The organism is Streptomyces sp. SM11 (assembly GCF_002910905.1).
GTDB lineage: Bacteria > Actinomycetota > Actinomycetes > Streptomycetales > Streptomycetaceae > Streptomyces.
This window is the reverse complement of sequence record NZ_NEUE01000151.1, coordinates 24,299-48,719: the sequence shown is the minus strand read 5'-3', so window position 1 is coordinate 48,719 and position 24,421 is coordinate 24,299. Positions and strand designations below refer to the sequence as shown.

Genomic DNA, 24,421 nt, shown 5'->3' with positions numbered 1-24,421 from the left:
TTGCCGTCAACAGCCACGCCCACCAGTTCCGCAGCGTCAGCGGCCGGGTCCATCGCGTGCCGGGCGAGCCAGGCGCCCACAGCATCATCCAGGACATCGCCGTCCAGCCGCTACAGCAGACGGCCCAGGGTCGTCGCACGTGGCAGCCCACGCAGCCCGATCCTCTCCCGCACTTCAGGGGCGGCATCGACGGCGAAGCGGGAGATGCCGGCCAGCGTCGTGGCGCCGCCGAGCACCGCGAGCAGACACAAGGCAAGCAGGGCGCCCAGCCGGTACCGGCGGCCCCGCACCCGCCGCGGATCAGGCAGGCGGTCCAAGACCTGGGACAGCGAGGCGAGTTCGGGTAGGTCGATGTTCCCGCGGTGGCGCTGCAGGACATCGATCAGGGAGGATGACACGCGAACGCGACCCCTGTTCTTGATCAACGGCTTCGAGAACCTTGATCATCAGAGGTCGCGTTCGTCACGTCCAGACCCGGGCAAGCAGGCCATCAGGGGCCGTCCACGGGCAAGTCACTCGTCTCGCCGCATGAGAACGCACGCGCCCTGGCGCAGCGGCTTAGCAGACCCAGTGCAGGTTCGGCGAGCAGGTCGATGACGTCATTGGTGTAGGCGTGGGAGGTGGACTCGCTGCTCCCGAACCCGGCGGCGGTTTTCGCGAGAGAGGTGTGTTCGCGCAGGTAGATCTGTGCACCATCGCGCGCTGGGACGGATGGGGCTTGCAGCGCCGGTCGACCTCACGGGTGATGATCAGCAGAGTGCCCCATGCCATGAGTGCGTGCGGCAGGTCGATTCCGGCAGAATGGATGACCAACGAGGCCCCCGAGCAACACGATTGAGACGTCAGACATCTCGATCAACTGCCCAGGGGCCTCGTCCGTTGCGCCTCACGATCACCACGCGACCGGTAGCCAACTCGAAGAAGCTCCTTGTTCCGGTCACGCGTGAAGGTTGAGAAGACACTGTTCTACTGGGGAAAGTCCACGTCAGTGACTTGGACCAAGGCGTTTTATGTTTGTCGGCTGCGGTTGGACGGCCGAAACGGCAGGTACTCCCGTCCTTTTCGTCAGAAGGTCGGTCCGAGCACTACGGGTGGCCGCGCTCCGAGCTCGCTGGCTGACTCGCTCGGCGGTGGCTGTCCGCAAGCGCCAGACCAGGACTTCGGCCGGTCGGTCCGCGGTGTCGAGCTCCCGTTGCTCTGACAGGACGGCCAAGGCCCGGCGCGGCGGGTTGCCGGCGGACTCGGCTTGGGCGAGGGCAGTGGACAGCGCGGGCCAAGCCGGGTCGGCGAGGATGCGATGCGCGTGGTCGGGGATTGTGGCTCGGACGGCTGCGGCGAGCCGATCCTGTGCCTGGGGACTCGGGGCACGCGCGGCGAGCTGGGCGAGGGCCGGTCGGGCGGCATGCTGTTGGGCGGCCCGGAGGTGGACGAGGGACTGCTGGGCCGCTGCCGCCTGCTGCGCGTGACCACGCTGGGCGTGCCACTCGACGAGGGCGATGAGCAGGAATACGGCAGAGGTGAGCGCGGCGGCGACGAAGTCGCCGTCCCTGCCGGTGGGCGAGCTCAGCAGCGTCCTTCCGGCCTGACGCAGAGCGTCGGCGGCTCGATGGTCGGCTCGGATGGCGGAGCGGTTGGCGCGGTTGAAGGCGATAGCTGCCGCTTGAATTTCTGCCCGGAGCTGGCGCGGCGCAGAGACTGCGGTGTTGTGCAACAGCTCGGCGAATGCCGCAGCCTGAGCCTGCACTTCGGCATCGGCCTTATCGGCTGCCGCTCCACTGGTGGTCCCGGTGACAAGCACGTAGGCGGCGCGCAGCTCCCCATCGGCTTGCCGCCAGGAGGCGCCTGCGTCCGTACGGCTTGTGTGCAACGCCGTGGCCTGCCCTGCAGCCTTGCCATCGGCCAGGCCGAAGCGCTCACGGAGCCGGTTTAGGGACAGGTCCGGAGCGAGTGCCGAGCCGCTGTAGAAGATGGGCTCGCCCTTGGCATCGGTGTCGTCAGCGGTGGCGAGGCTGTAGCCGGTGACCTCTCCAGTGACGGGACCGAGACGGGGGCGGACCTTGATCCCGAGAGACGTCAGTACGGCGAAGAACTCGTCCTCGTCGCGGGCTGCCGCCGCGGCGGCGTAGGCGTGCTCGCGAAGCCAGACCCGGGCTGTGTTCTTGCGGCCCTGTCGTTCGGCCTTGGCGACTTCCGGCCCGGACGGCGTCTTCGGCGCGGTCGCGTCTCCTGGCTTCAACCGACGCAGACCGAGTTCGGTCTCGATCCTGCGGCATTCGGCCTGGGCCCGTCGGCCGTCTCCCTTGTTGCGGGGGCGACGGCCGTCTTCGCGGACGCTGGTCGCCATGATGTGAATGTGGTCCTCGGCGTGCCGCACGGCAATCCACCTGCACGCGGCGTCGTCGCCGTGTTCGGCGATGCCCGTGGAGTGGACGATGCGGCGGGCGACCTCCGCCCACTCTTCGTCGGTGAGGTAACGGTCGCCAGGTGCGGTACGGACGGGGCAGTGCCACACGTGCTGCGGCACCTTTTTTCCCATCCGCTGTTCGCGCAGCTTTACGGGTTGGTCGAGGTAGTCAGCCAGCTCGCTGAGGGCTCCGTGGTGCTGGTCGAAGGGAACACGGCCGGGGTCGTTGATGCCGGGCATCGCAAACGCGGCGACGATATGCGGGTCGGTGTGCTCGTTACGGCGGCCGGGGCCGAAGAGGTAGGACAGGAGGCCACGGCTGCGGTCACCCGTGGAGACGTCAGGCACCACGGCGACCACCCCCAGCGAGGGCTTGGTCCAGCAGCAGGCGAGCGCGTTGGGCGACCTGGTGCAACTCGCTGAGGGTGTCTTCGGCTCGATCGGGCAGCTCGCCCTGGTGGACGGTGCGGACGAGCTGATTGAGGTTGTTCCCCACGCGTCCGAATTCCCTGACCAGCTTGCCGAACAGAACCATCAGGTCCTGGGTGGCCTGCGGAGACGGGAGCGGAGCGCCGCCTTCAGGACGGCGGTCGGACAGGTAGGCATGGGCGAAGGTGAGGGCGCAGTCCATGAGGTACGCCGAACGGGAACGCTTCGCCTTACGGGCGGCGAGGTCGATGAACGCACGCTCCGCCGGTTCGGCCGAGCAGGTCAGTTGCAGAGTGCGCTTGGTCCCGGAGCGGGGCCGGTAGAGCATCTCACTCAGGTGCCGGCGGCGCTCGGCGCCGGGCGCGATGTCGGCATGAACAGGGGCAGGGACATCGTTGGCGGCGACACCGTGCTGCATGAACACGTCGGCGTTCACGGTCGGCGCTTGATGTACGGCAGGGTCGGGGGTTGGCTCGCTCGGCTCGACGGGCGGCTGCTTGTCCTGGTGGGGGCCGCGCTCGGCCTCCTTGCCATCCTCGGTCCCGGCCCCTCGGGCCGGGGCCGGATCCGCCCCCGCTGGGGCGGATCCGAGCGCGAAGTCCGCATCGCCCCCAGGCGATGTGGACTTCGCCCCAGCTCGCTCCGCTGTCCGTTGGAGGGTGTCTCCGTCAAAGCCTTGGTCGGACGTGGGCGGGTGCGCTGAGCGGAGACTACGGGGCGGCGAGGACTGGGAGGACGTCATTTTGCGGGAGAACGGATTGCGGCGCACGGGAGTCTGGAGGGTCCTCTCTGAGTGTGGTCTGCGGTGGCTGGGGCGAGTGTCCGGGGAGTCGACGGCTTGGCCCGGCCGGACACCTCGTGTAGCGGACCGGGAAGCAGGCGCTGTCCGGAATTGGTTCGGTCCCGGGCAGCGCCCTGCGATGCCGGTCAGCTGTCCGGGTGCGGACGGGCGTCGGCACTGTCCCGTACCAGCGCCATCGCTTCGGCGAGCCGACCGGTGCCGGCGCCGAGTCCGGCTTCGGTGATTGCCTTACGGGCGCTGTCGCGGGTCAGTCCGGAACTCCCTGGATGAGCGGCGCCGATGACGCGTGCCAGCTCGGCGATGGAAGCCATCGCGGGACGTCCGCCAAGGCTCGTCGCCGGAGGGCGACCGGAATCCCCCAGGGAGCTCTGGCCTGTGGCTTCTCGTCCCCGTCCGAGTTCGACGTCGGCTTCGTCGCGATCGGCATCCTCGTCGTATCCGGTTTCGGACGAGCTTTCGTCGGCCGCGGCCAAGGGGGCGGTGCCCGTGGCCATGCGAGTGGACTGCTGCTGCCTGGGACGAACTGCCGTGGGAAGGTCCGCGCGGGCGGTGTACGGAACCCCGGCCGGTCGCTCTGGTACCGGTTGCGTACCGTCCTGATACTCAAGGACGTTTGCGTTCAACGACGTTCGGACGGTGGAGGTACCGCCGTAGCGGGTGATCAGGATGTGCAGGTGGGTCGCTCCTGCAAGGGCGAGCGGCGCGATGGCAGACAGCACCGTGACGGTGCCGTCGCCCAGGCGGAGGGTGACTGCGCCGGGCCTGTTCAGGGCGAGGGCGTGCAGACCGTTCGCCCAGATGCTGGCGGCGGTCGCCGTGCTGAACAGTGTCCACGCATACAGCCGTGCGGGCATCGGCGCTTCGCGCAGGACCAGCAGGGCGCGGACGCCGTAAGCGATGAAGCCGTCGATCACTACGGGGAAGAGGTAGGCCAGTTGGTCGCGGATGTGCACGGCCGTGGCCATCTGTCGCAGCGCGTCGTAGGAGAGAGCGCATCCGGCGATGCCGAGCAGGATGATGGCGAGCCGGTCCCACCACGTGGCGCGGTGACGGCTGGCCGGTGCGGTGGGTATGGCGGAGTCGGGCATGGGCGTGGGGTTCCCCTCGGGGCATGGTGTGAAAGGTGGTGCGTGGCGATCCGTCTTGGCCGTCTTGCCGTTGAAGCAGCAGGTCAGAGGCAGTACGGCAGCCGGTGGCATGACGTCTCAGCACCGTGCGCGACGTGTCCCTTCCAGTGGTCACGATCGGCAGGCGGACACGTCGGTGGGCGGGCGCACCAGTAGTGCCGTGTTGTCGCTTCGAGTCCCAAGACGGATGGCCATCCGTCTTGGGACGCTGTGGCGTCTTGGCGAGACCGCCTCTGACCTGCGTTTACGTGGCTGGGACGGCAAGGACGCCACGAGACGGATATGGGCAGGCCGCCCGCAGAATTCGCGTTGGCAGGCCGGCGCTTCACGGCGGTCGGCCCGGTGCGAGTGCCGTCGACGAGCGGTCGACGGCACCCGTGAAGGTCACTCGGTCGGTGTGTCTCTGCTGCCGTCCGAGCCGATCTCGGGGTGGACGGTGGGGCAGTAGCGCTTCCAGGCATCGGTGAACTTCGTCCGCGTATAGCCCTTGAGTTGGTTGCCGTCGGGCATGCGGACGTTGCCGGAGCGGATGCCGTACTCCCGCAGCAGCCCGGCCAGGGCGCGCGGGCTCAGGCCACCGCGTCCGGCTTCGGCCCACGGAGCTTCGGGTTCGGAGTTGAGGCGGTAGAGCAGGGCGTCGGTGGACACGCTCTCGGGGTCACCTGCGGCGGCGAAGGCGCGGCGGATGTCGGCGAGGATCCGGGCGTTGGAGGGGTTGTCCTCCTCGGCCTGGGCCTCGGCGGTGACCATCTGTTCGCACGCGGTGCGGGCGCGCTCGGGCCAGGTGCCGCCCGCGAGGTCCGCGACGATCACCAAGGGCTCCCACGTGTCGGCCGCCCGGTCCTCGACCGGCATTTTCGGCTCCAGGTGGAGGGCCTGCTCGGCCACTGAGGCGGTCCAGCGCGCCAGGTGAGCCCGCAGGGAGCGCAGGGCGGGGCTGTCGCGGCGTGTGCGGTACGGGCTCACCTGCTCGCCCTCCGCGCGGCGCCTCATCCGGATCACGACGGACCGGTCCATGATCGTGTCGGGCAGGTCGCCGATGCCGGCGAGCGCTGCCATGGCGAAGGTCGCGAAGGAGTGGGGCGTGTGCTCCTTGCCGACGACCCGCAGTACCGGTCGGCCGCGCTGGTGCCCGGCATTGAGCAGGCCGCGCATCTCCTCGTTCTTCTCGGCGACCTTGGGGCTGCCGAAGATGGTGTCGGCTTCGTCCACGAGGAGGGTCGGCGGCTCGTCCGAGATCGAGCGGAAGATGGCCGCTGCCGTGGAATTCACGGTGATCACGGGCTTGTGGACCGTCTCGGTGAGCAGATCGAGCAGGCGGGACTTGCCGCACCGCTTCGCCGGGCCGACCACAGCGAGACGCGGGGCGTGCTGCCACACCTGCTGGAGGTGGGTGGCCGCGATCCACAGCACGGTTGCGTCCAGTGCCTGCTCGCTCGGGAGGACCACGAATCGGGCCAAGGCGGTGCGCAGCTCGTCCAGTGGCGCGGCGGCGTCCGGCTGGCCACGGTGCGGTGATGGGGTGCCGCTCGGACGGGGTGCCACAGGGGCGGCGGGGGCGGTACTCTCGTTCACGGAGATCCTCACTCGGCGGCTCCGGGGGGCAACCCGGTCCGCCGCGGTCGACTGTCCTGGGATGGGCGGTGGCGAGGTTTCCTGCAGCCCCCGGTGTTCGTAGCGCCGGGGGTTTTCGCGTTCCTCGGGGCACCTACGCGGTTAACCTCCTGGCGGTTCGTTCGAGGATGCCCTTATGGCATAAGTGTGCACGAGCGTCCGCCTCAAGTCAAGCGTTCAGGGCATTGAAAAGTTAATCTCTTGCGGCATGATTGCCGTTCAGGTACATAGTGACGTGTGTCACATTTGCGTGTATTCCCTTGTGGGTTGGGGTATCCATGCTGGTACGGTTTAAGGGTGGAGGTGTGGCGACCTCCGTTTGTCGAGAAGAGGAGGGAGGTGAAAGAAGTGGACGACGCCAAGCCGCAACGCTGGGCTCCGCCAGAGGGCGAAGCCCTGGTGGCGCACAACCTGAAGGTCCTGCGGATGACGGCCCGCCTGTCCCAGGAGGACATGGCAGAGCGCATGCGTCGCCTGGGCTTCAAGATGCACCAGACCCAGATCGCCAAGATCGAGAATGGTGCCCGGAGCATCAGCTTCAACGAGGCCCTCGGCTTCGCCAAGGCTCTCGGCGTCCCTGCTGGCAACTTCCTACTCGAAGCCGTCGCGAGCCGCGACGATCCTCACTGGGAGTTGCAGGAGGCGGCCTTCGACATTCAGAAGGCCGAACAGGAGCACCAAGTCGCCCAAGACCTCGCCGACGCCGCGAAGGCCAGACTTGAGGCGGCCGAGGCCCGATACGACGAGATCGCCGAGCGCCTCGGCATCGAGCCCGACCCGGGGAGCCTCTCCTTCTACCCGGCTCCGAACTCACCCGAGGATCCGCTCCGCAGCGGTTCCGCCGACGAGTAACCGTTCGGCGGAGATCTTTCCCGGCGTCTGAACATGGCTTTCGAAGCCCATCCACCGCAGGCCCTTGGTGCTACGAACACCGAGGGCCACCAACGCGGACACCGATCTAAGCCCACCGCCCATCCCGGACAGTCCAGCGGTCACGTTGCCCCGTGACCGCCGAAAGGCGATCCCTCATGCCCACCGCTCCGCCCCCGCTCACCCTTATCGCCGACGCGCTCGGGGTCCCCGAGCAGCGGCTCCGCACACTCGTGCTGGAACACACGGCACCCATCTCTGACGCGCCCCTCGTCGCGCTTACCGTTGAGGAGGCCGCTCGCCGCCTCGGCGTCGGCCGTACCACCATGTACGCACTCATCGCCTCCGGCGAGATCGGCTCCGTCCTCATAGGCCGCCTGCGCCGAGTGCCGGTCGAGGCCCTGGCCACTTATCTGGCTGACCGCTCCCAGGCAGCCGCCCCGGCCGCCGCCCACGCGGCCTGAAGGGGGCGGACATGGCCAAAACGCGCCAGCCCAACGGTGCCTCCTCGATCTTCCTCGGCAAGGACGGCAAGTGGCACGGCTACGTGACCGTCGGCGTCAAGGACGACGGCAAGCCCGACCGGCGCCACGTCAAGCGCAAGACCCGCGCCGACGCCACCAAGGCGGTCCGCGAACTGGAACGCAAACGCGACTCCGGCACCGTCGGCAAGGCCGGGCAGACCTGGACCGTCACAACCTGGCTGACCCATTGGGTCGAGAACATCGCCGCATCACACGTGGGCGAGAACACCATCGACGGCTACCGCGTCGCCGTCTACCACCACCTCATCCCCGGCCTCGGCGCGCACCGCCTGCCCAAGCTGGAGCCCGAGCACTTGGAGCGCTTCTACGCCAAGATGCAGAAGGCTGGCAGCGCCGCCGGCACCGCGCACCAGGTTCACCGGACCGTGCGCACGGCTCTGAACGAAGCAGTGCGCCGAGGCCATCTCACCGTCAACCCCGCCTCCGTCGCCAAGGCGCCGCGACTGGAGGAGGAAGAGGTCGAGCCCTACACGGTCGAGGAAGTGCACAAGCTTCTGGACCTGGCCAACAAGACTAGGCACCCGGCGCGCTGGGTCGTATCTCTTGCCCTGGGGCTGCGTCAGGGTGAGGTCCTCGGTCTCAAGTGGACGGACATTGACTTCGAACTGCGGGTCATGACGGTCCACCGCAACCGGCTACGGCCCCGGTACGAGCACGGCTGCGGCAACCGCTGCGGGCGCAAGCCCGGCTACTGCCCTCAGAAGGTCAACATCCGTCGTGAGACGAAGGACACCAAGTCCCGCGCCGGCCGTCGGCCCATCGGCATTCCCGAGCCCTTGGTGCAGCTTCTGCTTCAGCACCGACGCGCGCAGGAGCGGGATCGCCGACTGGCTGGCGACCTCTGGACGGAGAAGGGGTACGTCTTCGCTTCCCCGACTGGCGAGCCCCTCAACCCGAACACCGACCATCACGAGTGGAAGGACCTCCTCAAGGCGGCCGGTCTGCGCGCGGGCCGCCTCCACGACGCCCGCCACACGGCTGCGACCGTTCTGCTGATCCTTGGCGTCCCGGACACGGTCGTTGACGCGATCATGGGCTGGGAGCCCGGCAAGTCCGCCCGGATGCGCCGCCGCTACCAGCACCTCACCAACCGGGTGCTCACGGACACCGCCGACAAGATCGGTGGCCTGCTCTGGCCACTGCCGGAGGGGCCGCCTGCCAGTAGGTATCAGTAGCAGCGAGAAGCACCGAGTGCGAGGGGGAGGCCGTGGGGGAAGCTCCTCGGCCTCCCCCTCGCGTGGGTTTCAGGTCACCCGCTGACGCAGCCATCTGCCCGGCGTCGTCGATCTCTCGTGCGCTGGCTACTCGCTCAGAATCAGTGACGCAGGGAAGTAGCAGCTTCCGGTGTCGTTGGCATGTCTCTTCTTACGGCTGAGAAGTTCGTCGAGCGTGATGTGGCCATCCAGCACTACGAAGAGGTCCACTCCCTCCATCGTGATGAAGCAGGTGCCGTCGGCGTAGCGCTCCCTGGCCCCCTTGGTAAAGCCATGGACGCTGATGTACAGCCCGAGCGTGTTCGTGGTCTTGTGCCGCACCTTCTCGACGAAGCTACCGAGGTAGTGGACCTCGACTGGTTCCTTGAGCCACTTCGCTTCTACGACATAGACGTCAGTGTCGTACGTGATGGACCCATCGATCTGCTCGTAGGACAGGTTGTAGGACAGTCTTGGGTCCAGGTCGAACAGGCGGAACAGCCGGTTGAGGAAGGGCTCGAACTCGCGTCCAGCCTTCTGGCGGTTGGGTTCTGCCTCAAGGCGCAGGAACTCGCTCTTCAGCTCGCTCAGCCGCTCGGAGAAGCTGCGCCGGCTGTCCGTGACCGCTTGGTGAGCCGCGAGGTCGTTGGCGAACTTGGCATCGTCAGCGATCAGGCCGCGGTGGCGGTCGATGCACTTTTTCAGCTCGAAAACGGCTTCCCGCGCCTCGGCTATGAGTGAGTCGGCGTCCGATAGTCGCCGCAGCTTGGGGAAGCTGGTCATCTCTGAGACTTCAACCATGAGCCGTAGAGCAAGCTCCGTATAGCGCGTCTCATCTGCATGGAGACGATCTACGAAGTCCTCGGCCGTTTGCCACTTGTACCCGGAGAAGTTGATCCCGGCAACCAGCTCCGGGTGGCCCTTAGCCCACCGGCGGATGAAGCCCTCCAGGTCGTTCTTGTACCAGAAGATGTGCTTGAGGGCCGCCCCCAGCGCACCGTACGCAGCCGGACTGATTGGCTTCATGGACACGGGCTCGACTGCCACCTTCCACCCCTATGGCCCTGATGTGCTTGATGGCCCGTCATATCGGTCAGATGATGCTACTCGGCGCCGCACCGTCTCGTGGGGTGACTGAGCGCCGCACATCCGTGGAGCGGTCGGACAGATGGCACCAGAGTCCACGGGTGGTGCCTCTCGGCTCGACATGGGGCCAAGCAGGTGATGGCACGCGGGGATCGTCTTCGCAGTGCGTGCAGCGGGCGTCGGATCGGCGGGGACCGTGACGACTGCAACCCAAACTGCAACCCTCAACGTCGAAGGCCCCCGCAGCGAGCTGCGGGGGCCTTCGACGTATTGCCCGGTGAGAGCAATGGCGGAGGATACGAGATTCGAACTCGTGAGGGGTTGCCCCCAACACGCTTTCCAACTGTGCGAGTCCCGGTTCGTGGAGGTTCATGTGCGTTCACGCGGCAGCTCAGAGAGGCCCGACGTACGACGGCGAACTACGTCGGCCGTGAGCGAACTGGACAAAGAGCAGGACAACGAGCGAGGAGACAGCCTCACACCCCGAGGATGCGACGCAGGTTCGTTGTCAGTGCCGTGATCTACCGTGTGGCCATGGCACCTTCTGAGATCACGCGCGCCGGCATCCTGCGTGCGATTGCAGAGCACGACCGCCTCGGTCCTGAAGCATTTCGGGAGACCTATGGCTACGGCGCGGCTGTCACGTACCTGCTTTTGCATGAGGGGAGGCAGTACGACTCCAAGGCCATAGCGGGTGTTGCGCATCTCTACGACTTCGGAAGCGCGCTCAAGCACTACCAGCTCAGTGGTGGTCTGAAGGGTGCCGTGGCTTGGTTGAGGAGGGAGGGGTTCACTGTCGTGGAGCCGCCCAAGACGTTCCAACGGCGGGTTGGGGACGTCCGGCCGGCACGGCGTGCGGGGGGACCGCCGCTCCACCGCCCGCTGCTTCTCCTATGGGCAATTGGGCAGGCCCTGGCGGGGGCGCCGCGCATGCAGTCGTGGTCGACGACACGTGACGCCATGGCGCCGCTGATGGAGAAGTACGGCCAGGCCGAGGACGGTGTTGACGCCACGAGGTACCCGTTCTGGGCACTGGTGCATGACGACCTGTGGACTGTGGACCATGGACACGAGCTCACTCTCACCAGTCGGGGGCGCCGTCCCACCCTGGGGTCCTTGAACGGGGTAGATCCGGCAGGTGGTCTCCGCGAGGATGACTACGCGCTGCTGTTGTCACAGCCTGAAGTCGCCGCGGGTGCCGCGGCAGGGCTGCTCCTGCGCTACTTCTTTCCGCTCCCTCCTGGGCTGTTGGAAGACCTCGGTCTACACAATTCGCTCGCCGGCAGGTGGGCGGATGCTCTGCGTCCGGTGCTCGGTGAGCGGTTCAAGGATCGGGACGCCATCTGGCGTGTCTACGGTGGCCAGAAGATGGGAGGAATCGGCTGCCTCGCAGACGGGATCCTGAGCGCCTTCTCGGACGACAAAGGGCCATATGACGACGGCCGTATCCCGGACACAAACTGGGTCGCCTACGTCGGAGATGGACTGTCTGGCGACCAGAAGATCACCGACGGCAACGAGCTCATGGCGGAGCATCAGGCTGCCGGTCGACCTCTGCGCTACTGGCACAAGCCTTTCCAGGAGGACTGGAGTTTCGAGACCTGGGTTGTCATCGTTCAACGTCGGTTTCGGTGGGGCATCGGAGAGGACAAGCGGCCACGACGTGAGTTCCTCTGGGTGCTGGCCCCCGTCCCCTCTCCGCAGCCTGAGACGTGGCCTCCGGACGTCGTGGCAGCGCTAGAGGCTGACACAGGCGAGTTGCATGACGACACCGTCAACTACCGTCCTGGTGACGTAGACCCTAAAGAACGTGACGCCTTGGAGAGCGATAGGGACGCGTACAAACGCCTGGCGCGCAGGGCGGAAGCGAACGCCTCACGGCGAGGTCAGCTGAAGAAGCCGACACTCGCCGACCGCTTTGTTCGGGACCCCGCCGCAAGAGCGGCTGTCATCGCAAGAAGCAACGGGGATTGCGAAAGCCCTAAGTGCGAGGGACATCCCAAAGAGCGGACGACCGCCGGACTGCCGATCCTTCAGGTGGATCATGTGCGTGATCTGACCAAGGGCGGGCCCGATGTTCCATGGAACATGATCGCTCTCTGCCCAAATTGCCACGCGCTGAAGACCTACGGTGAGAACCGGGAGCAGCTACGGCGACTACTCAAGGTAGCGGCTAAGCGGCGGCACGAAGACGCTCTCGGGTAGAGCTCAAGCCTCGTGCGGGAGTACGAAGGAGGTGTGGTCTTACTACAGCTGCTCGCCCACAACGCCCCCCCTACGTCCCTCGTGAGCGCCGGCCTGAAGAGTGGCAACCCGCTGGCGAACAGGGGCTGAGGGTCAAGTGCCGCCTTCGAGCAGTACTCTGCAACAGTCGTGGCTACTCTTGGGAAGAGCTACCTCGACAGTCCATCAACTGTCAGGCAACGGCCGAGGGCCGCCGCATGCCCTGCGCATCACCAGACGGCTACAACTAGCACATCGATTCACCCAATGTCTGGGTATTTACGAACTACATCCCAAGCCGCGCCCAGTGTTCGATCGAAGGATTTTCCCTATGTCGTTGGAAGTTGTGTATGGCGAGAGTCGAGATCGAGCGACCGCGTCACGACTCGCAGAAACGCTCAAGCCGCACGTCAACAACGGCACTATCTACTTGGGATACCCAGTTCTGACAACGGCAGATGACCGAGTCGAAGTGGATGCTCTCCTCGTAAGCCGCGATCACGGGCTAGTAGCATTTCTTCTTGCTGATGGGCAGCCTGAGAATGACGAAGATTGGGAAAAGTTCACTGCATCCCAAGATCGCCTCTATGCCGTATTGGATAGCACGCTAAGCAAGCATGACTCGCTTCGCCGTGGGCGTCGGCTTAACTTGGACATTAACACCGTTACTGTATTTGCTGACCCGATCAGTCTTCCGCCTCATGAGACGGAAGGCGTTTACACAAGTATTGACCAGATTGCGCAATGGGTTTCTCAACTTCCAGCGGTAAATGAAGAGATCGAACGATCGCTTCAGGCGGCGCTTCAACGGGTCACAAATATCAAACCAGCGAAGAAGAGGGCTTCTGTACGGCAGGAATCCTCTCGGGGTGCGGTACTCAAGGAGATCGAACGAGGTATCGCCAACCTGGACCGGTGGCAAAAAGCTGCCGCAATCGAAACGCCTGAGGGGCCTCAGAGGATTCGAGGTCTTGCAGGGTCCGGCAAAACCATTGTGCTCGCCCTGAAGGCGGCTTACCTACACACGCAACATCCGGAATGGCGTATTGCGGTCACCTTCCATTCGCGAGCACTATATCAACAAATCAATGACCTTATTACTCGGTTCACATTCGAATATAGCAATGACCGTCCTGATGAACAGCGCTTGCAGATTATGCATTCGTGGGGTTCGGGTGCGCGTGCAGGTGTGTACAGCGAGATGGCTTCTGCCCTCGGAGTGACGCCGCGTGACTACAATTACGCTCGCGCAACCTACGGGATGGATAACGCTTTTCAGGGCATCTGCAGAGAGCTTCTTGCTGTCGCTCAGCAAAGCAATCCCGAGCCGGTTTTCGATGCTGTTTTGATTGATGAGGCTCAAGACCTTCCGCCCGAGTTCTTTCAGCTTGTCTACTTGCTGACCAAGGACCCAAAGCGTATTGTTTGGGGATTCGACGAACTTCAGAAGCTCTCAGAAACCGCTATGCCCAGTACGGACGATCTGTTCGGTAAGAGTCCCTCCGGAGAGAGCTTGGTAAGTCTCGCATCGGGTGATAATGAACCCCGCAGAGATATTGTATTGCCCGTCTGCTACCGCAATACGCCTTGGGCTTTGGCCACTGCTCACGCTCTCGGGATCGGCGTTTATCGTGCTGGCGGCCTAGTGCAACATTTCGACGATCCAAAATTGTGGAAGGAAATCGGCTACAACGTAGTACGCGGCGAATTGGGGCTAGGTGAACAGGTCACGCTAAAGCGTTCAGAGTCAAGTTACCCGGCGTACTTCCCACGTCTCCTCAAGGAAACTGATGCTGTATTCCTCAGGAAATTCGACGATCAAACTTCGCAAGACGCCTGGGTAGCCAGTCAGATCAGGAAGAATCTAACCGACGACGAGCTCGAAGCTGATGACGTTTTGATTGTTTTGCCTGACGTGATGCGGGCAAAGTCTCGCGCGCCTAAGCTGATGCAGGCACTCCAAGCGTACGGCATCAACTCCCACCTTGTAGGCGTTAATACCAGCGTCGACACCGTCTTCGTGCCAGGCTCTGTAGCGCTTGCACACATTTATCGCGCCAAGGGCAACGAGGCCCCAATGGTGTATGTCGTCGACGCGCAGAAGGCCGCCAGCTCACATAACCCGGTCACGCAGCGGAACACTCTCTTTACGGCAATTACGCGAAGCCGTGCCTGGGTGAGGATTGCTGGATGGGGCGCGGATATGGACCTCATCTCCACAGAGGCAGAGGCTGTGCAGAGCGCGAACTTCCAGCTTTCCTTTAGGATTCCCACCGCCCAAAAGCTGGCTAAACTGCGGCATATCTATAAAGATCGCACCGGTGTGACAAAGGAGTCCGTTAAGAGGGCAACTCAAGGACTGCAAGCGTTCATCGATGCGTTTGAGAAAGATGAGATTGAGCTGCATGATCTGCCGCTGTCTCTGCGCACTCGACTGGTAGCCAGAATGCAGGAAGAGTTCACGGGTGACGACGACTAGGGCGATCCGCGATGAGGTAGTCAACGTTTTGGACTACCTGTCCATTGCGGGAATCGTCCCTTATCGGAATCAGGTGTCGGTTTCCGGCAATCGAGTTTCCTGGCATTCAGTTCACGCCGGCCGCCCTTTTCTGGTAAGTCGAAAAGATCCAAGCCTCCAGGACTATCGTAATTGGGTAGAGGCTGGCGCCTATTCTGCTCTCCTCTTCGACGGAGCTCTACTGCAGATCACGTATGAAGTCAGTGACGGTAGAATCTCTGGACATCGACTCGCCTACGTTCCGTGTCCGTATCGAATAGATCCGGAAATGCTTTTGCGTGATGCGGTGCTTGATGTCGTCGATTTACATATGGAGACAGACCCGACCAGTATGGTGTTGCACTCTCCAGTGCGATTTGATTACGACCCCGATAACGCTGCGCCCGGACACCCTGCAGCACATTTGACAATCAATAGCTCTAACTGTCGAATCGCGTGTGCGGCACCCTTGCGTGTGGGTAAATTCGTGGATTTTATTTTTCGAAATTTCTACGCACATCATTGGAAAATGCACTCTGAATATTTCATTAGAGGTGCGCGCCAACGTGACGTTGGTAGAACTATCACCGAGGAAGAAAGAGGTGATCCGCATATCTGGTGGAATTGATGCCCGATGTCTCCCCCGTGATGCCTGGAGCCCGCCCTTGGGCGCCGGGAAGGTTTCGGTGACGAGGGCGTCGATAGTTAGCACCAAATTTGCCTACTGTCATCACGCTGTCACGCTGAGCTTCGCCTCCGTCGGCGTTCTTTGCTTAGAAACCGGCGAAGTCAACGAAGTCGGTGGGCGAGTTATCGACGATAGTCAGGTGGATGGCGGTGAAGTCCGCCAGTCTGGGCATGCGTTTGTAGATTGCAGATCCATCGCGTCCTCAGAACCCCGGTCAATAAGCACCACTGGACGCTACGCAAGCAATCCGAGCCAAGCCACCGGATTCACCACTGGCAGTAGGCCACTGCGGCATCATCCCCTGATTTGTACCGGGGCCACCGGCGCCCGGTAGGGTCTGTGGCCTCTGTATCCCGCACATTCTGGATCAACTGTCGGGGGCCGCTGGACCTCAGGGTTGTGAACACATCGGCCCAGCTCGCTGTCCGGTACTCCGTGACAAGCCGCGACACCCCGTCTGACATGACTACTGCGTCATGGACCTCCTTGAGCGGGGTGCTGCTTGTCAGGGCGTGCGCTGCTGCTCTGGCGTCCCCAGCAGCCACCCAGTAGCCCTCAGGAGTATTACGGACCTGCCGCTGCGCGAGGACGAATCGCTGCAGCGCCTCCCGGTGCCTTGCGGTGTGGGTCTCGTGCCGCTCTACTTCGGCTCGTAGCTCCGGTAGTACAGAGTCGACGCGCAGATCAGTCAGCACCGTGAAGCCCTCGTTGGTAGCGAGGACGATGGGGGAGTCCGCCAGCACGAGATGATCGAGCAGCTCATACCGGCGACGGAGAACGGCCACAGTGGCAGACGGGGTACCAGGGTTCTTTAGGTCGCACTCAGGGTGCAGGTGAGCAACCCGTTCTAGGGCCTCTGACAGTCCTTCGGAGAGTGACCGGTCTGGGTCCGCAAGGCACGCAAGCAACTGTCCCCCGAGATGTGCGACGTACCACGGAACTCCGTGGCTGCAACCAGTGCTGAGGCCGGCGGTACTCAACCCGTCAAGGACGATCGCCAGCGAGGGTGTGCCCGCCACCCAGTCTTCATTCGGGTTGGCTCCGCCTGGGAGTGTGTCAATGGAGACGCGCATGCTCAGCTCTCGTGTCGGTACAGCGGAGTGACCCTGCGGCTTTCAAGCACCTCAAGAGTCTTCGGGTCGTAGCGGCAGGAGATCAGGGTCGAGAATCGGCGCGAACGAACCTCGCGGTACAACTCAGCCAGGTTGTGTTGTAGGTAGTGAACGACGCCGTTGGCCCCAATGGCGTGGACACCCGCGATGTACAGGAAGGTGCCGCGCCCATCGAGACGAGGAAGCCGACCCAGGTACCCGAAGTCGCCTGCTGAGCCGTCCTCGTCCATCGGCGACCGGTACTCCGTGCCTGCCTTCCGGTCGACCAGGTGCCAGGCTTTGTCCTTCTCGAAGCGCAGGTTGTCATCCCCCTCTAGCACCTGGGCGACGATGGGGGACAGCCGTGGCCCGCAGACGACGATGTGGTTCTCGCGATTCAGGTTCACGATGCCGGAGGGCGGGATCACCTCGTACCCGGCATCGAGCTTCATGCCGGCGAGCATCCCTCGGAGATGCTCGAAGTTGTTGAGGTCTTCCCTGGTGACGACCTCGCTCGGCTTCTGGTCGGGACCCTTACCGGCCTCGTACTTCCCGCCCAACGAGATGGTCACCCGGTCCGTGCCGAAGAAGGCGCGTTCCGGCGGGGGGCCGGCCGACGCTAGCTGTCCCACGCGGCCTCGGGACACGCCCAGCTCTTTCGCGATTTCCGCTTGTGTCATGCCGGCGGCTTGAGCCTCTTCGATGGCTTCACGCCTAACTCGGGACAGCTCCAGTACCCACGACTGATAGGTCCCCATCAGGTCGATTGCGGCCTTGGCCCGCGCCACGGGCTGCGCAATCTCAGTGACCCGCGTCATGTCCTCGTCCACGGTTCTCCACTCCTCGCTTAGGGGGGCTATTGAACTGTACCGCGAGAGGGGGTTGCGCGTCGCCTCGGGTTTGCCTACGGTACCTATCAAGCGGTTCGGCAACCCCCCCTAAGCGCCCTGTTCGGGGGTGAGTGATCCGTGGTTTGAGCTGCAAGAACGTCCGGAGGGCCCCGTGAAACGGGTCCGAAGGAAGCGTCCGTTCCTTGAGAACTGAACAGCGTGCCAAGGATTCGCCGTCTCTCCTGTGCCACAAGCAGGCGGCAGCGCGGGACACGTCCCGCGTGCTCAACCCCTCCGCAGTGCCCATGACCGCTGCGGCCGGTTGCCTCCTCCGCCCGTCCAGTCCGCTTCATGCGGTGCTGTACGGGCGGGGCGGAGGGGAGCCGGACACCCGGTTTCATCTATCGAGAGGGGCTCACCATGTGGGGAAGCGTGATCGCGGTACTGGGGACCCTGCTGGGCTCGGTGACCGCCTACGTGCTCCAGCAGCGCACCGCCCGCAAGGACCGTGCCGAGGTTCGTGGCTACGAGGAGCGGCGGGACCGGATCGCTGCGGTCACCGCGCTGACGGTGGCGCTGGCCGATCACCGCCGGTCGATGTGGGTCCGCGAGGACCTGCGGCTGTCCGGCGCTTCGGACGCCGACTACCAGGCCGCCCGTGCGGCCAGTCACAGCACCCGCTCCGCCCTGACCGCTCCGCTCACCACGCTGGCGATCCTCGCCCCCGACCTCGCCGGGGTCGCCCAGGACGCGGTCGGCGCGACGTACGCCCTGCGGAACACCGAGAACCGCGAACTTCTCGACTTCTACCGCCAGGCCGCGATCGAGGCAGCCGACGACCTCGTCCGCGCCGCCGCCACCGCCTGACACCCCCACCACTTCACGACGCAGTGCGGCCCCGGGATGCACCCCGGGGCCGCTGTCGAGCCGCCACACCTTCACAGGGAGAGAACGACTCATGAAGAGCATCGCAGCACTTCAGGCCGTTGTTACGGCCACCCCGTTCGACGGTGAGCCGTCGGACGCCGAGCTGGACGCGATCGACACGGAGATGCCGCTGATTCTGGCGGACGTCGTCCTGCTGGACGCGCAGATCATGACCATCGACCGCACGCCGACGGAGCTGGACGAGCGGCGTATCCGCCGGGCCCGCCGGCGGGTGCTGGCGGCCCGTCGGGAGCTGGCCAACCGTTCGGCCGTCGTGAGCCTGTCGGGGGGTGCGGCCTGATGAGTCGCTTCGATCTCACCGCGTACGGCCGCAGCCGGATCCTCGCCGCCCGCCAAGCCCTGACAGATGCACAGTCCATGAGCCTGCTGGACGTGTCCGCCATGGCCCGGATGATCGGCCGCCTTGAGGTGACCGTGGAACAGCTGGTGGAGATGGTCGGCGCGCCGCCCGCCGGCACTCCGGTGCAGTGCCCGGCCGCACACCCGGAGGACGCGACGCCGTGCGGGGGCCCGGTCGTCGTGACCGTCGTCGACGCGGAGAACGCGGGTGCCGACGGGTGCGAGCACCACGCCGCCCGCATGCTCGCCTCGATCAGCGGCGCCCGCCCGGTCGCCAAGCCCGACGCACCCGCCGGGATGGCCGGACGGATCTTCCGCACCGCCCACCACACCCACCCCTTCCCGTGGCGGGGGGAGCAGTCATGAGTGCCAAGGGCGCGAAGACGGTTCTTCCCGCCGTCGCGATGACGGCAGTGTCCATGGTCCTGACGCTGGCCGTGGTCGTGATGTGGCTCGGCACATCGATGCCGTGGCTGATCGCCCTGGTGGTCGGTCTCGGGATCGACGGGGGGTGGCTCGCCACTCTCGCCTACGAACGTCGACTCGCCGCGCAGGGCGACCACTCCACCCCGGTCACGGCGGTGGGCTGGGGCTTCGGTCTGGTCGCGACCGGCGTCCTGGTCGCCCACGCCGTCACCGCCGACGGCAGCGCCGGCGCATGGCTCGCGGTCGCCTGGCTGCCCCTGGCCGCGAAAGCCCTGTGGCTGGTCCACGGACTGTGGGAGCGCACCGCGCTGACCGGTTCCGCACTGGAGGCGATCCAGGGAATCCAGCAGGAAGCCCGAGACGAAGCCGCGGTCGCCCGTGCGCGGCTGCGAGCTGAGGCGGGGACGGAGGAGACGCGGCTGGCGGCTGTGACGCAGGCCGGGGCGCGCGTCGCACGCGTCCAGGCACAGACCGCCACCACCCTTGCCCGGGCCTGGTCGACGCTGGAGAGCGCCCGGTCCGGGAAGGACACCGGCAGGGCGCTGACCAGCGTGACGACCCGCGTCACACCCGGCGTCACACCCACGTGGGAGCTGCCCGTCTGGGGCCCCACCAACCCAGTCCCCGCCCTGGAAGCCACGCCCGCGCTCACGGATGCGGAGCTGGACCGGTTGGTGGATGAGATCCGGCACAGCGAGACCCCGGCCCTGTCCTACCGGGAGATGTCCACCCGGTTCCGGGCCGCCGGGCACTCCGCATCCGAGGTCCGGCTGCGGGGCGCGTGGAAACGCGTCGCGGCGGCCTGATGGCCGACGTCTACCGGTGGCGTCTGGCCCCTGATGGTCTGGCCACCCGCCGTCAGCTCCGCGCGCTGGGGCTGCGCCCGGGTGGTCAGGACGTCGTCGCCGAACTCCACCGGACCCGCCGCCGCAAGGCCCCGTTGGTCGCCTACCTCTACCGCGTCGACCGGGCCAAGCCCGTCCGCCCCATGACCCCGGGCCGTGCCGCTGCTCTGGCTGCGGCGATGCGGGCCCGCCGCACCTGCCCCAACTGCCGCACCGATGCCGGGTACTGCATCCCCCGGTCGCTCGGCATGTGCGTGCCCTGCCACGACTCCCCTTGAGAGGCCACCGCATGGAACCCCACCTGCCCGCCCCCCGGCCCCCGTCCGTCGTGCAGCTCCCGGACGGCACCCCCGCCTACACCGACCACCTTCCCGCCACCTACCAGCCCGCCAACGTCGTGCCGCAGGTGGTCCACGTCCACCAGGCACCGCCGGACCGCACGGTGCAGCGCCTCGCGCTCGGCTCCGGCATGGGCGCCGGGGCCGTCGCCGCCGGCGTCTACTTCGGCCCCCTCCTCGTCGGCGTCCTCACCGCCATCGCCGCGAACCTCGCGCTTCTCGCCCTCGTCGCCTCCGTCTGCGCCTGGGGTGTCGTGACCGTCGTGAAGTCGGTCGGCGGTGCGGAGGGCAAGGCCGCCGCGTCCTCGCTGCGTAGGGGCCGCCGTCGCTGACGGCCCTCTGTCCGTCCGGTCTCGTACCGGGCGGGCGGAGGGCCGGACAGACCGGCCCCACCAGGGAGGTTCACCGTGCACAGCTACACCAAGGCCGAGTCCCGTCAGCGTTCCAAGCTGTTCCGTCAGGGGTTCCGTCAGGCTCTCGCGGACTGCGTTGACCCGGACATCCGCCGGAAGATCGAGCGCATCGACGAGGCCGCCGCCGCCCGCGGCGCGCAGGAACTCGCCGCGCTGCACAAGGTGCAGGCCGACGTCCGCCAGGACCTCGCCACCGCCAAGGCCGCCGAGCGCACCGCTCCCCGCGCCGACAAGCCCGCCGCCCGCGAGGCCCGCAAGGCCGCCGAGCAGCGCGTCCGCCTCGCTGAGCGGGCCGTCCACAAGGCCGAGCAGAGCTGAGCGGGGGCAGCCGGACCCGGCCAAGGACACCGGCCGCCCCCATCACACCCCAACCCAGCAGCAACGAGCCGGAGAGGCACGTTCATCATGACCGAACCCGCCGTGGCGGACCCCGGAATGGGGACCGTGCACCACCTCGACGACCACCGCCCCGCCCCCGACACCACCGCCGCCGACCCGGTGAGCCTGGTCAAGGCCCCCGCCCCCGCCGTTGTCGACGGTGACGAGGTGGAGGCGGTCGACCGGGCCGACAACCCGTTGGCCGACTGGCTGACCGTCCCCGACGCCCCCGTACTGCCCGCGTGGGCCCGCTCGGCCGCGTCCATCAAGGCCAACGCCGCCGCCCTGGTACGCCTGTCGTGGTGGCACACCCGCTACCACGCCCTGCGCACCCCCAAGTACCTCGTCAAGACCGTCCTGTTGGCGGCGCGCGGCTTCTACCGGGCGACGGTGGGGCTGTGGCCGACGCTGTCCGCGCAGGACCACACCGCCGCCGTGAAGGCCCTGCGGGCGCAGTCCAAGGCGCGGCCGGAGGATGTGGAGCTGGCGACCCGGTTGCAGATCGCCCACGCCGAGCGGACCCGCACTCGCCGTTGGCGGTTCGGTGCCGCCGCCGTGGGTGTGGCTGCTGCCGCGATCGGCTTCGCCCTGGCGGACCCGATGCTCCAGACCGGTATCGCCACCGCCGTGGTCACCCCGCTCGCCTACCTGGGGCGGGGCAAGGAGACGCAGTTCCTGGACCAGGGTGCTCCGCCGCTGCGGGTGGACATGTCCGCCCAGCAGCTCAACGACGCGCTTCGCGCCGCCGGCCTCCTGAAAAGCGGCAAGAGCGGTGACGAGGACGGTCCGAAGGTCTCTTGCTCGATGGGCCCGGTCCGCGACGGCCGTGGCTGGGCCGTGATCTTCGACCTCCCCCGGGGCGGCGGCAAGACCGCCTCCGACGTCCTCGCCAAGCGGGAAGTCATCGCCCAGGAACTCGGGGTTGATGAGATCCAGGTCATCATGTCCCGGGTCCGTGCCGCGAAGGGCGGCAACGCCGGCCGCGTCAGCATGTGGGTCGCGGACGACGACCCCTACCTCGGTCCCCTGAACCCGTCGCCGTTGGAGAAGGTGGAGCGGTTCAGCATCTGGGAGCCGGTCCCGTTCGGCCAGGACGCGCGCGGGGTCCGGGTAGAGATCCCGGTCATGTGGCAGTCCATGTTCTTCGGCGGTCTGCCCCGCCGGGGCAAGACGTTCTCCCAACGGTTGCTGACCGCCGCCGGGCTGCTGGACCCGTTCGTGCGCCACTACGTCGCGGACGGCAAGGGCGGCGCGGACTGGATGCCCATGAAGGCCGTCGCCCACCGCCTCGTCATGGGCGCCGAGGACGACGCGATCGAAGCCCTCAAGGCCATGCTCGCGGAACTGCTGACGGAGATGGAGCGCCGGTTCGCGCTGCTGCGGGACCTGCCCACCTCCGTCTGCCCGGAGGGGAAGCTGACGCCGGACATCGTCGCGAAGTACAACCTGCCGGTCATCTTCGTCACCATCGACGAGCTGCAGGAGTACTTCACCGCGATGGAAAGGGAGGACCGCGAGCAAGTCATCAACGACCTCTGCCGCATCGCCCGACGCGGGCCCGCCGCCGGGTTCGTCAGCAACTTCGCGAGCCAGCGTCCCGACGCCGACAGCGTGCCGACCAAGCTCCGCGAGATCATCACCATCCGCTACAGCACCCAGGTCGTGGACCGGGCGTCCTCCGACATGGTGCTCGGCAAGGGCAAAGCCGCCCAGGGTGCCGACGCGTCGGTCCTGTCCGAGGAGCACAAGGGCGTTGGTGTCCTGGTGACCGGTCCGGCGTCTTACGTGACGGTGCGGGCCGACTACCTCGACGGCACGGGATTCGCCGTCCTGTGCCGCAAGGGCCGCGTCCTGCGGGAGCAGGTGGGGCAGCTCACCGGGGAAGCCGCGGGCGATGTCACCGCCGCCGCCGACGCGGCCGGCGTCACCGTCCCCGCGATCGTCTCCGACACGCTGGAAGTCATGCGCCACAGCCCGCGCATGTTCACCACCGACCTCCTCAACGGACTCGTGAACCTCGACGAGGACGAATACGGCGACTTCAACGCCGAAGCACTCGCCGCCGCCCTCGAAGCCGCCGGAGTCAAGCGCACCAGCAAGCAAGTCAAGATCAGCGGCAGCAACGGCGCCGGATACCAGCGGCGCGACATCGAAGCCGCCGTCCCCGCCGAAATCCTTCTCAGCACCGGCAGGTAGAGGGGGCTCCCCCTACCCGACCCTCACCACACACCCCCGCCCAGGGCCGGTTCGGCACGGTCCGGCAGCGGCCCCGGGTAGCGGGGGCCCTTTACCCCGGTCAAGGGGGTGGTAAGGGCCCCTGACCTGCAAGGTAAGGCCGGTAAAGGGGGATGCGGGCCGCCCGCTCGCACCCCTCCACGGGCCTGATTCGCACACCACCACACGCACCGAGAGCGGCCCCCGTCTCGCCAAAGTCGCAGGGCCGCTCTCGTCACCAATCCAGAGAACTGGAGACCCCCAGCATGACCCAACCGACCCTGATCCGGCGAGAGGGCGCACACCTGCGCACCGCTCTCGGCCTCGCGGACCGGTCCGTCCCGGTGTTGCCGTTGCGGGCGGGGAAGGTCCCGTTCGGGAACTGCCCCGCGTGCAAGGACAACGCGTGCGGCGGCCGGCCGAACATGAAGACCCCCGGCCCGTGCCACTGCCCACGACCGTGCCACGCGTGGGCCGCCGCCACCACCGACCCCGACGTCATCACCGGCCCAGCATGGGCGCCGGTGTGGAAGCAGGCGGCAGCGGTGGCCTACCACCCCGGCGGCATCGGGCTCACCGTCGTCGACCTCGACCACGCCGACGCCATCGCGTGGGCCCGCCGGACGCTCCCCGCCACGCGGACCGTGCCCACGACGCGGGGCGAACACTGGATCTACCGGGGCGCGATGACCTCCGCGAACGCGGTGCGGGACGGCGTGGACATCAAGTCCACGATGGTCTACGCCCGGTGGCTCGGCCCCGGCACCGGCACCGTGACCGCCCTGCCTGACACGGTGCGCGCCCTGATCGTCAAGGAACCGTCGCCGGTCCGGCCCGTCACCGTGGCCGTGCCGACCGGGGTAGGGGAGTGCCGTCACCGCACCCCCGCCTACCTCGAACGCGGCATCGCCATGGCGGAACAGCGCATTACCCAGGCGGACAGCAGCGTGCACGCGACGGTGTACCGCACGTTCCTGGCCGTGCTGTCCGCCCACGGCCGGTGCGGGTGCCTCACCGACACCCACGCCGCCCGGCTGTTCACCGCGGCGCAGGCCAAGGGCGAGAGCCCCCGGCACTGCGCGGATGCGTGGTCCAATGCCCGTGCCGCTTTGGGGATGTGA

The 24,421-nt window shown here is 66.4% G+C and carries 22 protein-coding genes and 1 pseudogene; 15 read left to right on the top strand and 8 right to left on the bottom strand.

Going from position 1 to position 24,421, the window contains the following annotated elements:
* Positions 1-110 precede the first annotated feature (110 nt).
* From B9S58_RS13005 to B9S58_RS12980, 6 genes and pseudogenes are all read right to left on the bottom strand, one after another.
* The gene (locus B9S58_RS13005; protein WP_181009289.1) at positions 111-398 is read right to left on the bottom strand and encodes a transposase family protein; all 288 of its coding nucleotides are present in this window, start codon (positions 396-398) and stop codon (positions 111-113) included.
* A 161-nt stretch (positions 399-559) separates the two neighbouring features.
* Positions 560-813, bottom strand: a pseudogene (locus tag B9S58_RS13000) (IS5/IS1182 family transposase); the annotation flags it as partial.
* A gap of 172 nt (positions 814-985) precedes the next feature.
* Positions 986-2,755 carry a relaxase/mobilization nuclease domain-containing protein gene (locus B9S58_RS12995; RefSeq protein ID WP_103532276.1) on the bottom strand — a complete coding sequence of 590 codons (1,770 nt, stop codon included), beginning with the start codon at positions 2,753-2,755 and terminating at the stop codon, positions 986-988.
* On the bottom strand, positions 2,745-3,269 hold the full coding sequence (mobC, locus tag B9S58_RS37940; protein WP_181009288.1) for a plasmid mobilization relaxosome protein MobC: 525 nt from the start codon (positions 3,267-3,269) through the stop codon (positions 2,745-2,747). The genes B9S58_RS12995 and mobC overlap by 11 nt, the downstream gene beginning before the upstream one ends.
* A 491-nt stretch (positions 3,270-3,760) precedes the next feature.
* Positions 3,761-4,723, bottom strand: coding sequence for a DUF2637 domain-containing protein (locus tag B9S58_RS12985; protein WP_103532270.1), 963 nt, complete (start codon positions 4,721-4,723; stop codon positions 3,761-3,763).
* Positions 4,724-5,146: 423 nt separating this feature from the next.
* The gene (locus B9S58_RS12980) at positions 5,147-6,424 is read right to left on the bottom strand and encodes a DUF3631 domain-containing protein (protein WP_103532269.1); all 1,278 of its coding nucleotides are present in this window, start codon (positions 6,422-6,424) and stop codon (positions 5,147-5,149) included.
* Between the two features lie 300 nt (positions 6,425-6,724).
* On the opposite strand from B9S58_RS12980, the gene B9S58_RS12975 reads away from it, so the two are divergent.
* From B9S58_RS12975 to B9S58_RS12965, 3 genes are all read left to right on the top strand, one after another.
* Entirely contained in the window at positions 6,725-7,228 is a 504-nt protein-coding gene (locus B9S58_RS12975; RefSeq protein ID WP_073722126.1) for a helix-turn-helix domain-containing protein, read from the top strand.
* Between the two features lie 176 nt (positions 7,229-7,404).
* Positions 7,405-7,710, top strand: coding sequence for a helix-turn-helix domain-containing protein (locus B9S58_RS12970; RefSeq protein WP_073767940.1), 306 nt, complete (start codon positions 7,405-7,407; stop codon positions 7,708-7,710).
* A gap of 11 nt (positions 7,711-7,721) precedes the next feature.
* Complete coding sequence (locus B9S58_RS12965; protein WP_103532268.1) at positions 7,722-8,966, top strand: tyrosine-type recombinase/integrase; 1,245 nt, start codon at positions 7,722-7,724, stop codon at positions 8,964-8,966.
* Between the two features lie 126 nt (positions 8,967-9,092).
* Here the strand turns inward: B9S58_RS12965 and B9S58_RS12960 are convergent, their stop codons facing one another.
* Positions 9,093-10,031: a restriction endonuclease gene (locus B9S58_RS12960; protein ID WP_258044440.1), complete on the bottom strand. Its 939-nt coding sequence runs from the start codon at positions 10,029-10,031 to the stop codon at positions 9,093-9,095.
* A gap of 573 nt (positions 10,032-10,604) precedes the next feature.
* On the opposite strand from B9S58_RS12960, the gene B9S58_RS12955 reads away from it, so the two are divergent.
* From B9S58_RS12955 to B9S58_RS12945, 3 genes are all read left to right on the top strand, one after another.
* Positions 10,605-12,275, top strand: a complete 1,671-nt coding sequence (locus B9S58_RS12955; protein ID WP_103532274.1) for an HNH endonuclease signature motif containing protein — start codon at positions 10,605-10,607, stop codon at positions 12,273-12,275.
* A 349-nt stretch (positions 12,276-12,624) separates the two neighbouring features.
* The gene (locus B9S58_RS12950; RefSeq protein ID WP_103532267.1) at positions 12,625-14,772 is read left to right on the top strand and encodes a DEAD/DEAH box helicase; all 2,148 of its coding nucleotides are present in this window, start codon (positions 12,625-12,627) and stop codon (positions 14,770-14,772) included.
* Positions 14,759-15,418: a DUF2290 domain-containing protein gene (locus tag B9S58_RS12945; protein WP_103532266.1), complete on the top strand. Its 660-nt coding sequence runs from the start codon at positions 14,759-14,761 to the stop codon at positions 15,416-15,418. Before B9S58_RS12950 ends, B9S58_RS12945 begins: the two co-directional genes overlap by 14 nt.
* Before the next feature lie 1,135 nt (positions 15,419-16,553).
* On the opposite strand, the gene B9S58_RS12935 is transcribed toward B9S58_RS12945, so the two are convergent.
* A complete protein-coding gene (locus B9S58_RS12935) occupies positions 16,554-17,399 on the bottom strand; it encodes a sigma factor-like helix-turn-helix DNA-binding protein (RefSeq protein WP_103532264.1) in 846 nt (281 codons plus the stop codon).
* 420 nt (positions 17,400-17,819) lie between these two features.
* Between B9S58_RS12935 and B9S58_RS12930 the strand changes: the two genes are divergently transcribed.
* From B9S58_RS12930 to B9S58_RS12890, 9 genes are all read left to right on the top strand, one after another.
* The gene (locus tag B9S58_RS12930; protein WP_103532263.1) at positions 17,820-18,266 is read left to right on the top strand and encodes a protein kilB; all 447 of its coding nucleotides are present in this window, start codon (positions 17,820-17,822) and stop codon (positions 18,264-18,266) included.
* 91 nt (positions 18,267-18,357) lie between these two features.
* A complete protein-coding gene (locus tag B9S58_RS12925) occupies positions 18,358-18,627 on the top strand; it encodes a DUF6284 family protein (protein ID WP_103532262.1) in 270 nt (89 codons plus the stop codon).
* Entirely contained in the window at positions 18,627-19,052 is a 426-nt protein-coding gene (locus B9S58_RS12920; protein WP_258044438.1) for a hypothetical protein, read from the top strand. Before B9S58_RS12925 ends, B9S58_RS12920 begins: the two co-directional genes overlap by 1 nt.
* Positions 19,049-19,918: a protein spdB gene (locus B9S58_RS12915; RefSeq protein WP_103532260.1), complete on the top strand. Its 870-nt coding sequence runs from the start codon at positions 19,049-19,051 to the stop codon at positions 19,916-19,918. Before B9S58_RS12920 ends, B9S58_RS12915 begins: the two co-directional genes overlap by 4 nt.
* The gene (locus B9S58_RS12910; protein ID WP_103532259.1) at positions 19,918-20,235 is read left to right on the top strand and encodes an RRQRL motif-containing zinc-binding protein; all 318 of its coding nucleotides are present in this window, start codon (positions 19,918-19,920) and stop codon (positions 20,233-20,235) included. The genes B9S58_RS12915 and B9S58_RS12910 overlap by 1 nt, the downstream gene beginning before the upstream one ends.
* Positions 20,236-20,246: 11 nt before the next feature.
* Positions 20,247-20,627 carry a DUF6251 family protein gene (locus B9S58_RS12905; protein WP_103532258.1) on the top strand — a complete coding sequence of 127 codons (381 nt, stop codon included), beginning with the start codon at positions 20,247-20,249 and terminating at the stop codon, positions 20,625-20,627.
* 75 nt (positions 20,628-20,702) lie between these two features.
* Complete coding sequence (locus tag B9S58_RS12900; protein ID WP_103532257.1) at positions 20,703-21,026, top strand: hypothetical protein; 324 nt, start codon at positions 20,703-20,705, stop codon at positions 21,024-21,026.
* Between the two features lie 87 nt (positions 21,027-21,113).
* Positions 21,114-23,282: an FtsK/SpoIIIE domain-containing protein gene (locus tag B9S58_RS12895; protein WP_103532256.1), complete on the top strand. Its 2,169-nt coding sequence runs from the start codon at positions 21,114-21,116 to the stop codon at positions 23,280-23,282.
* A gap of 284 nt (positions 23,283-23,566) precedes the next feature.
* The gene (locus tag B9S58_RS12890; RefSeq protein ID WP_103532255.1) at positions 23,567-24,421 is read left to right on the top strand and encodes a DNA primase; all 855 of its coding nucleotides are present in this window, start codon (positions 23,567-23,569) and stop codon (positions 24,419-24,421) included.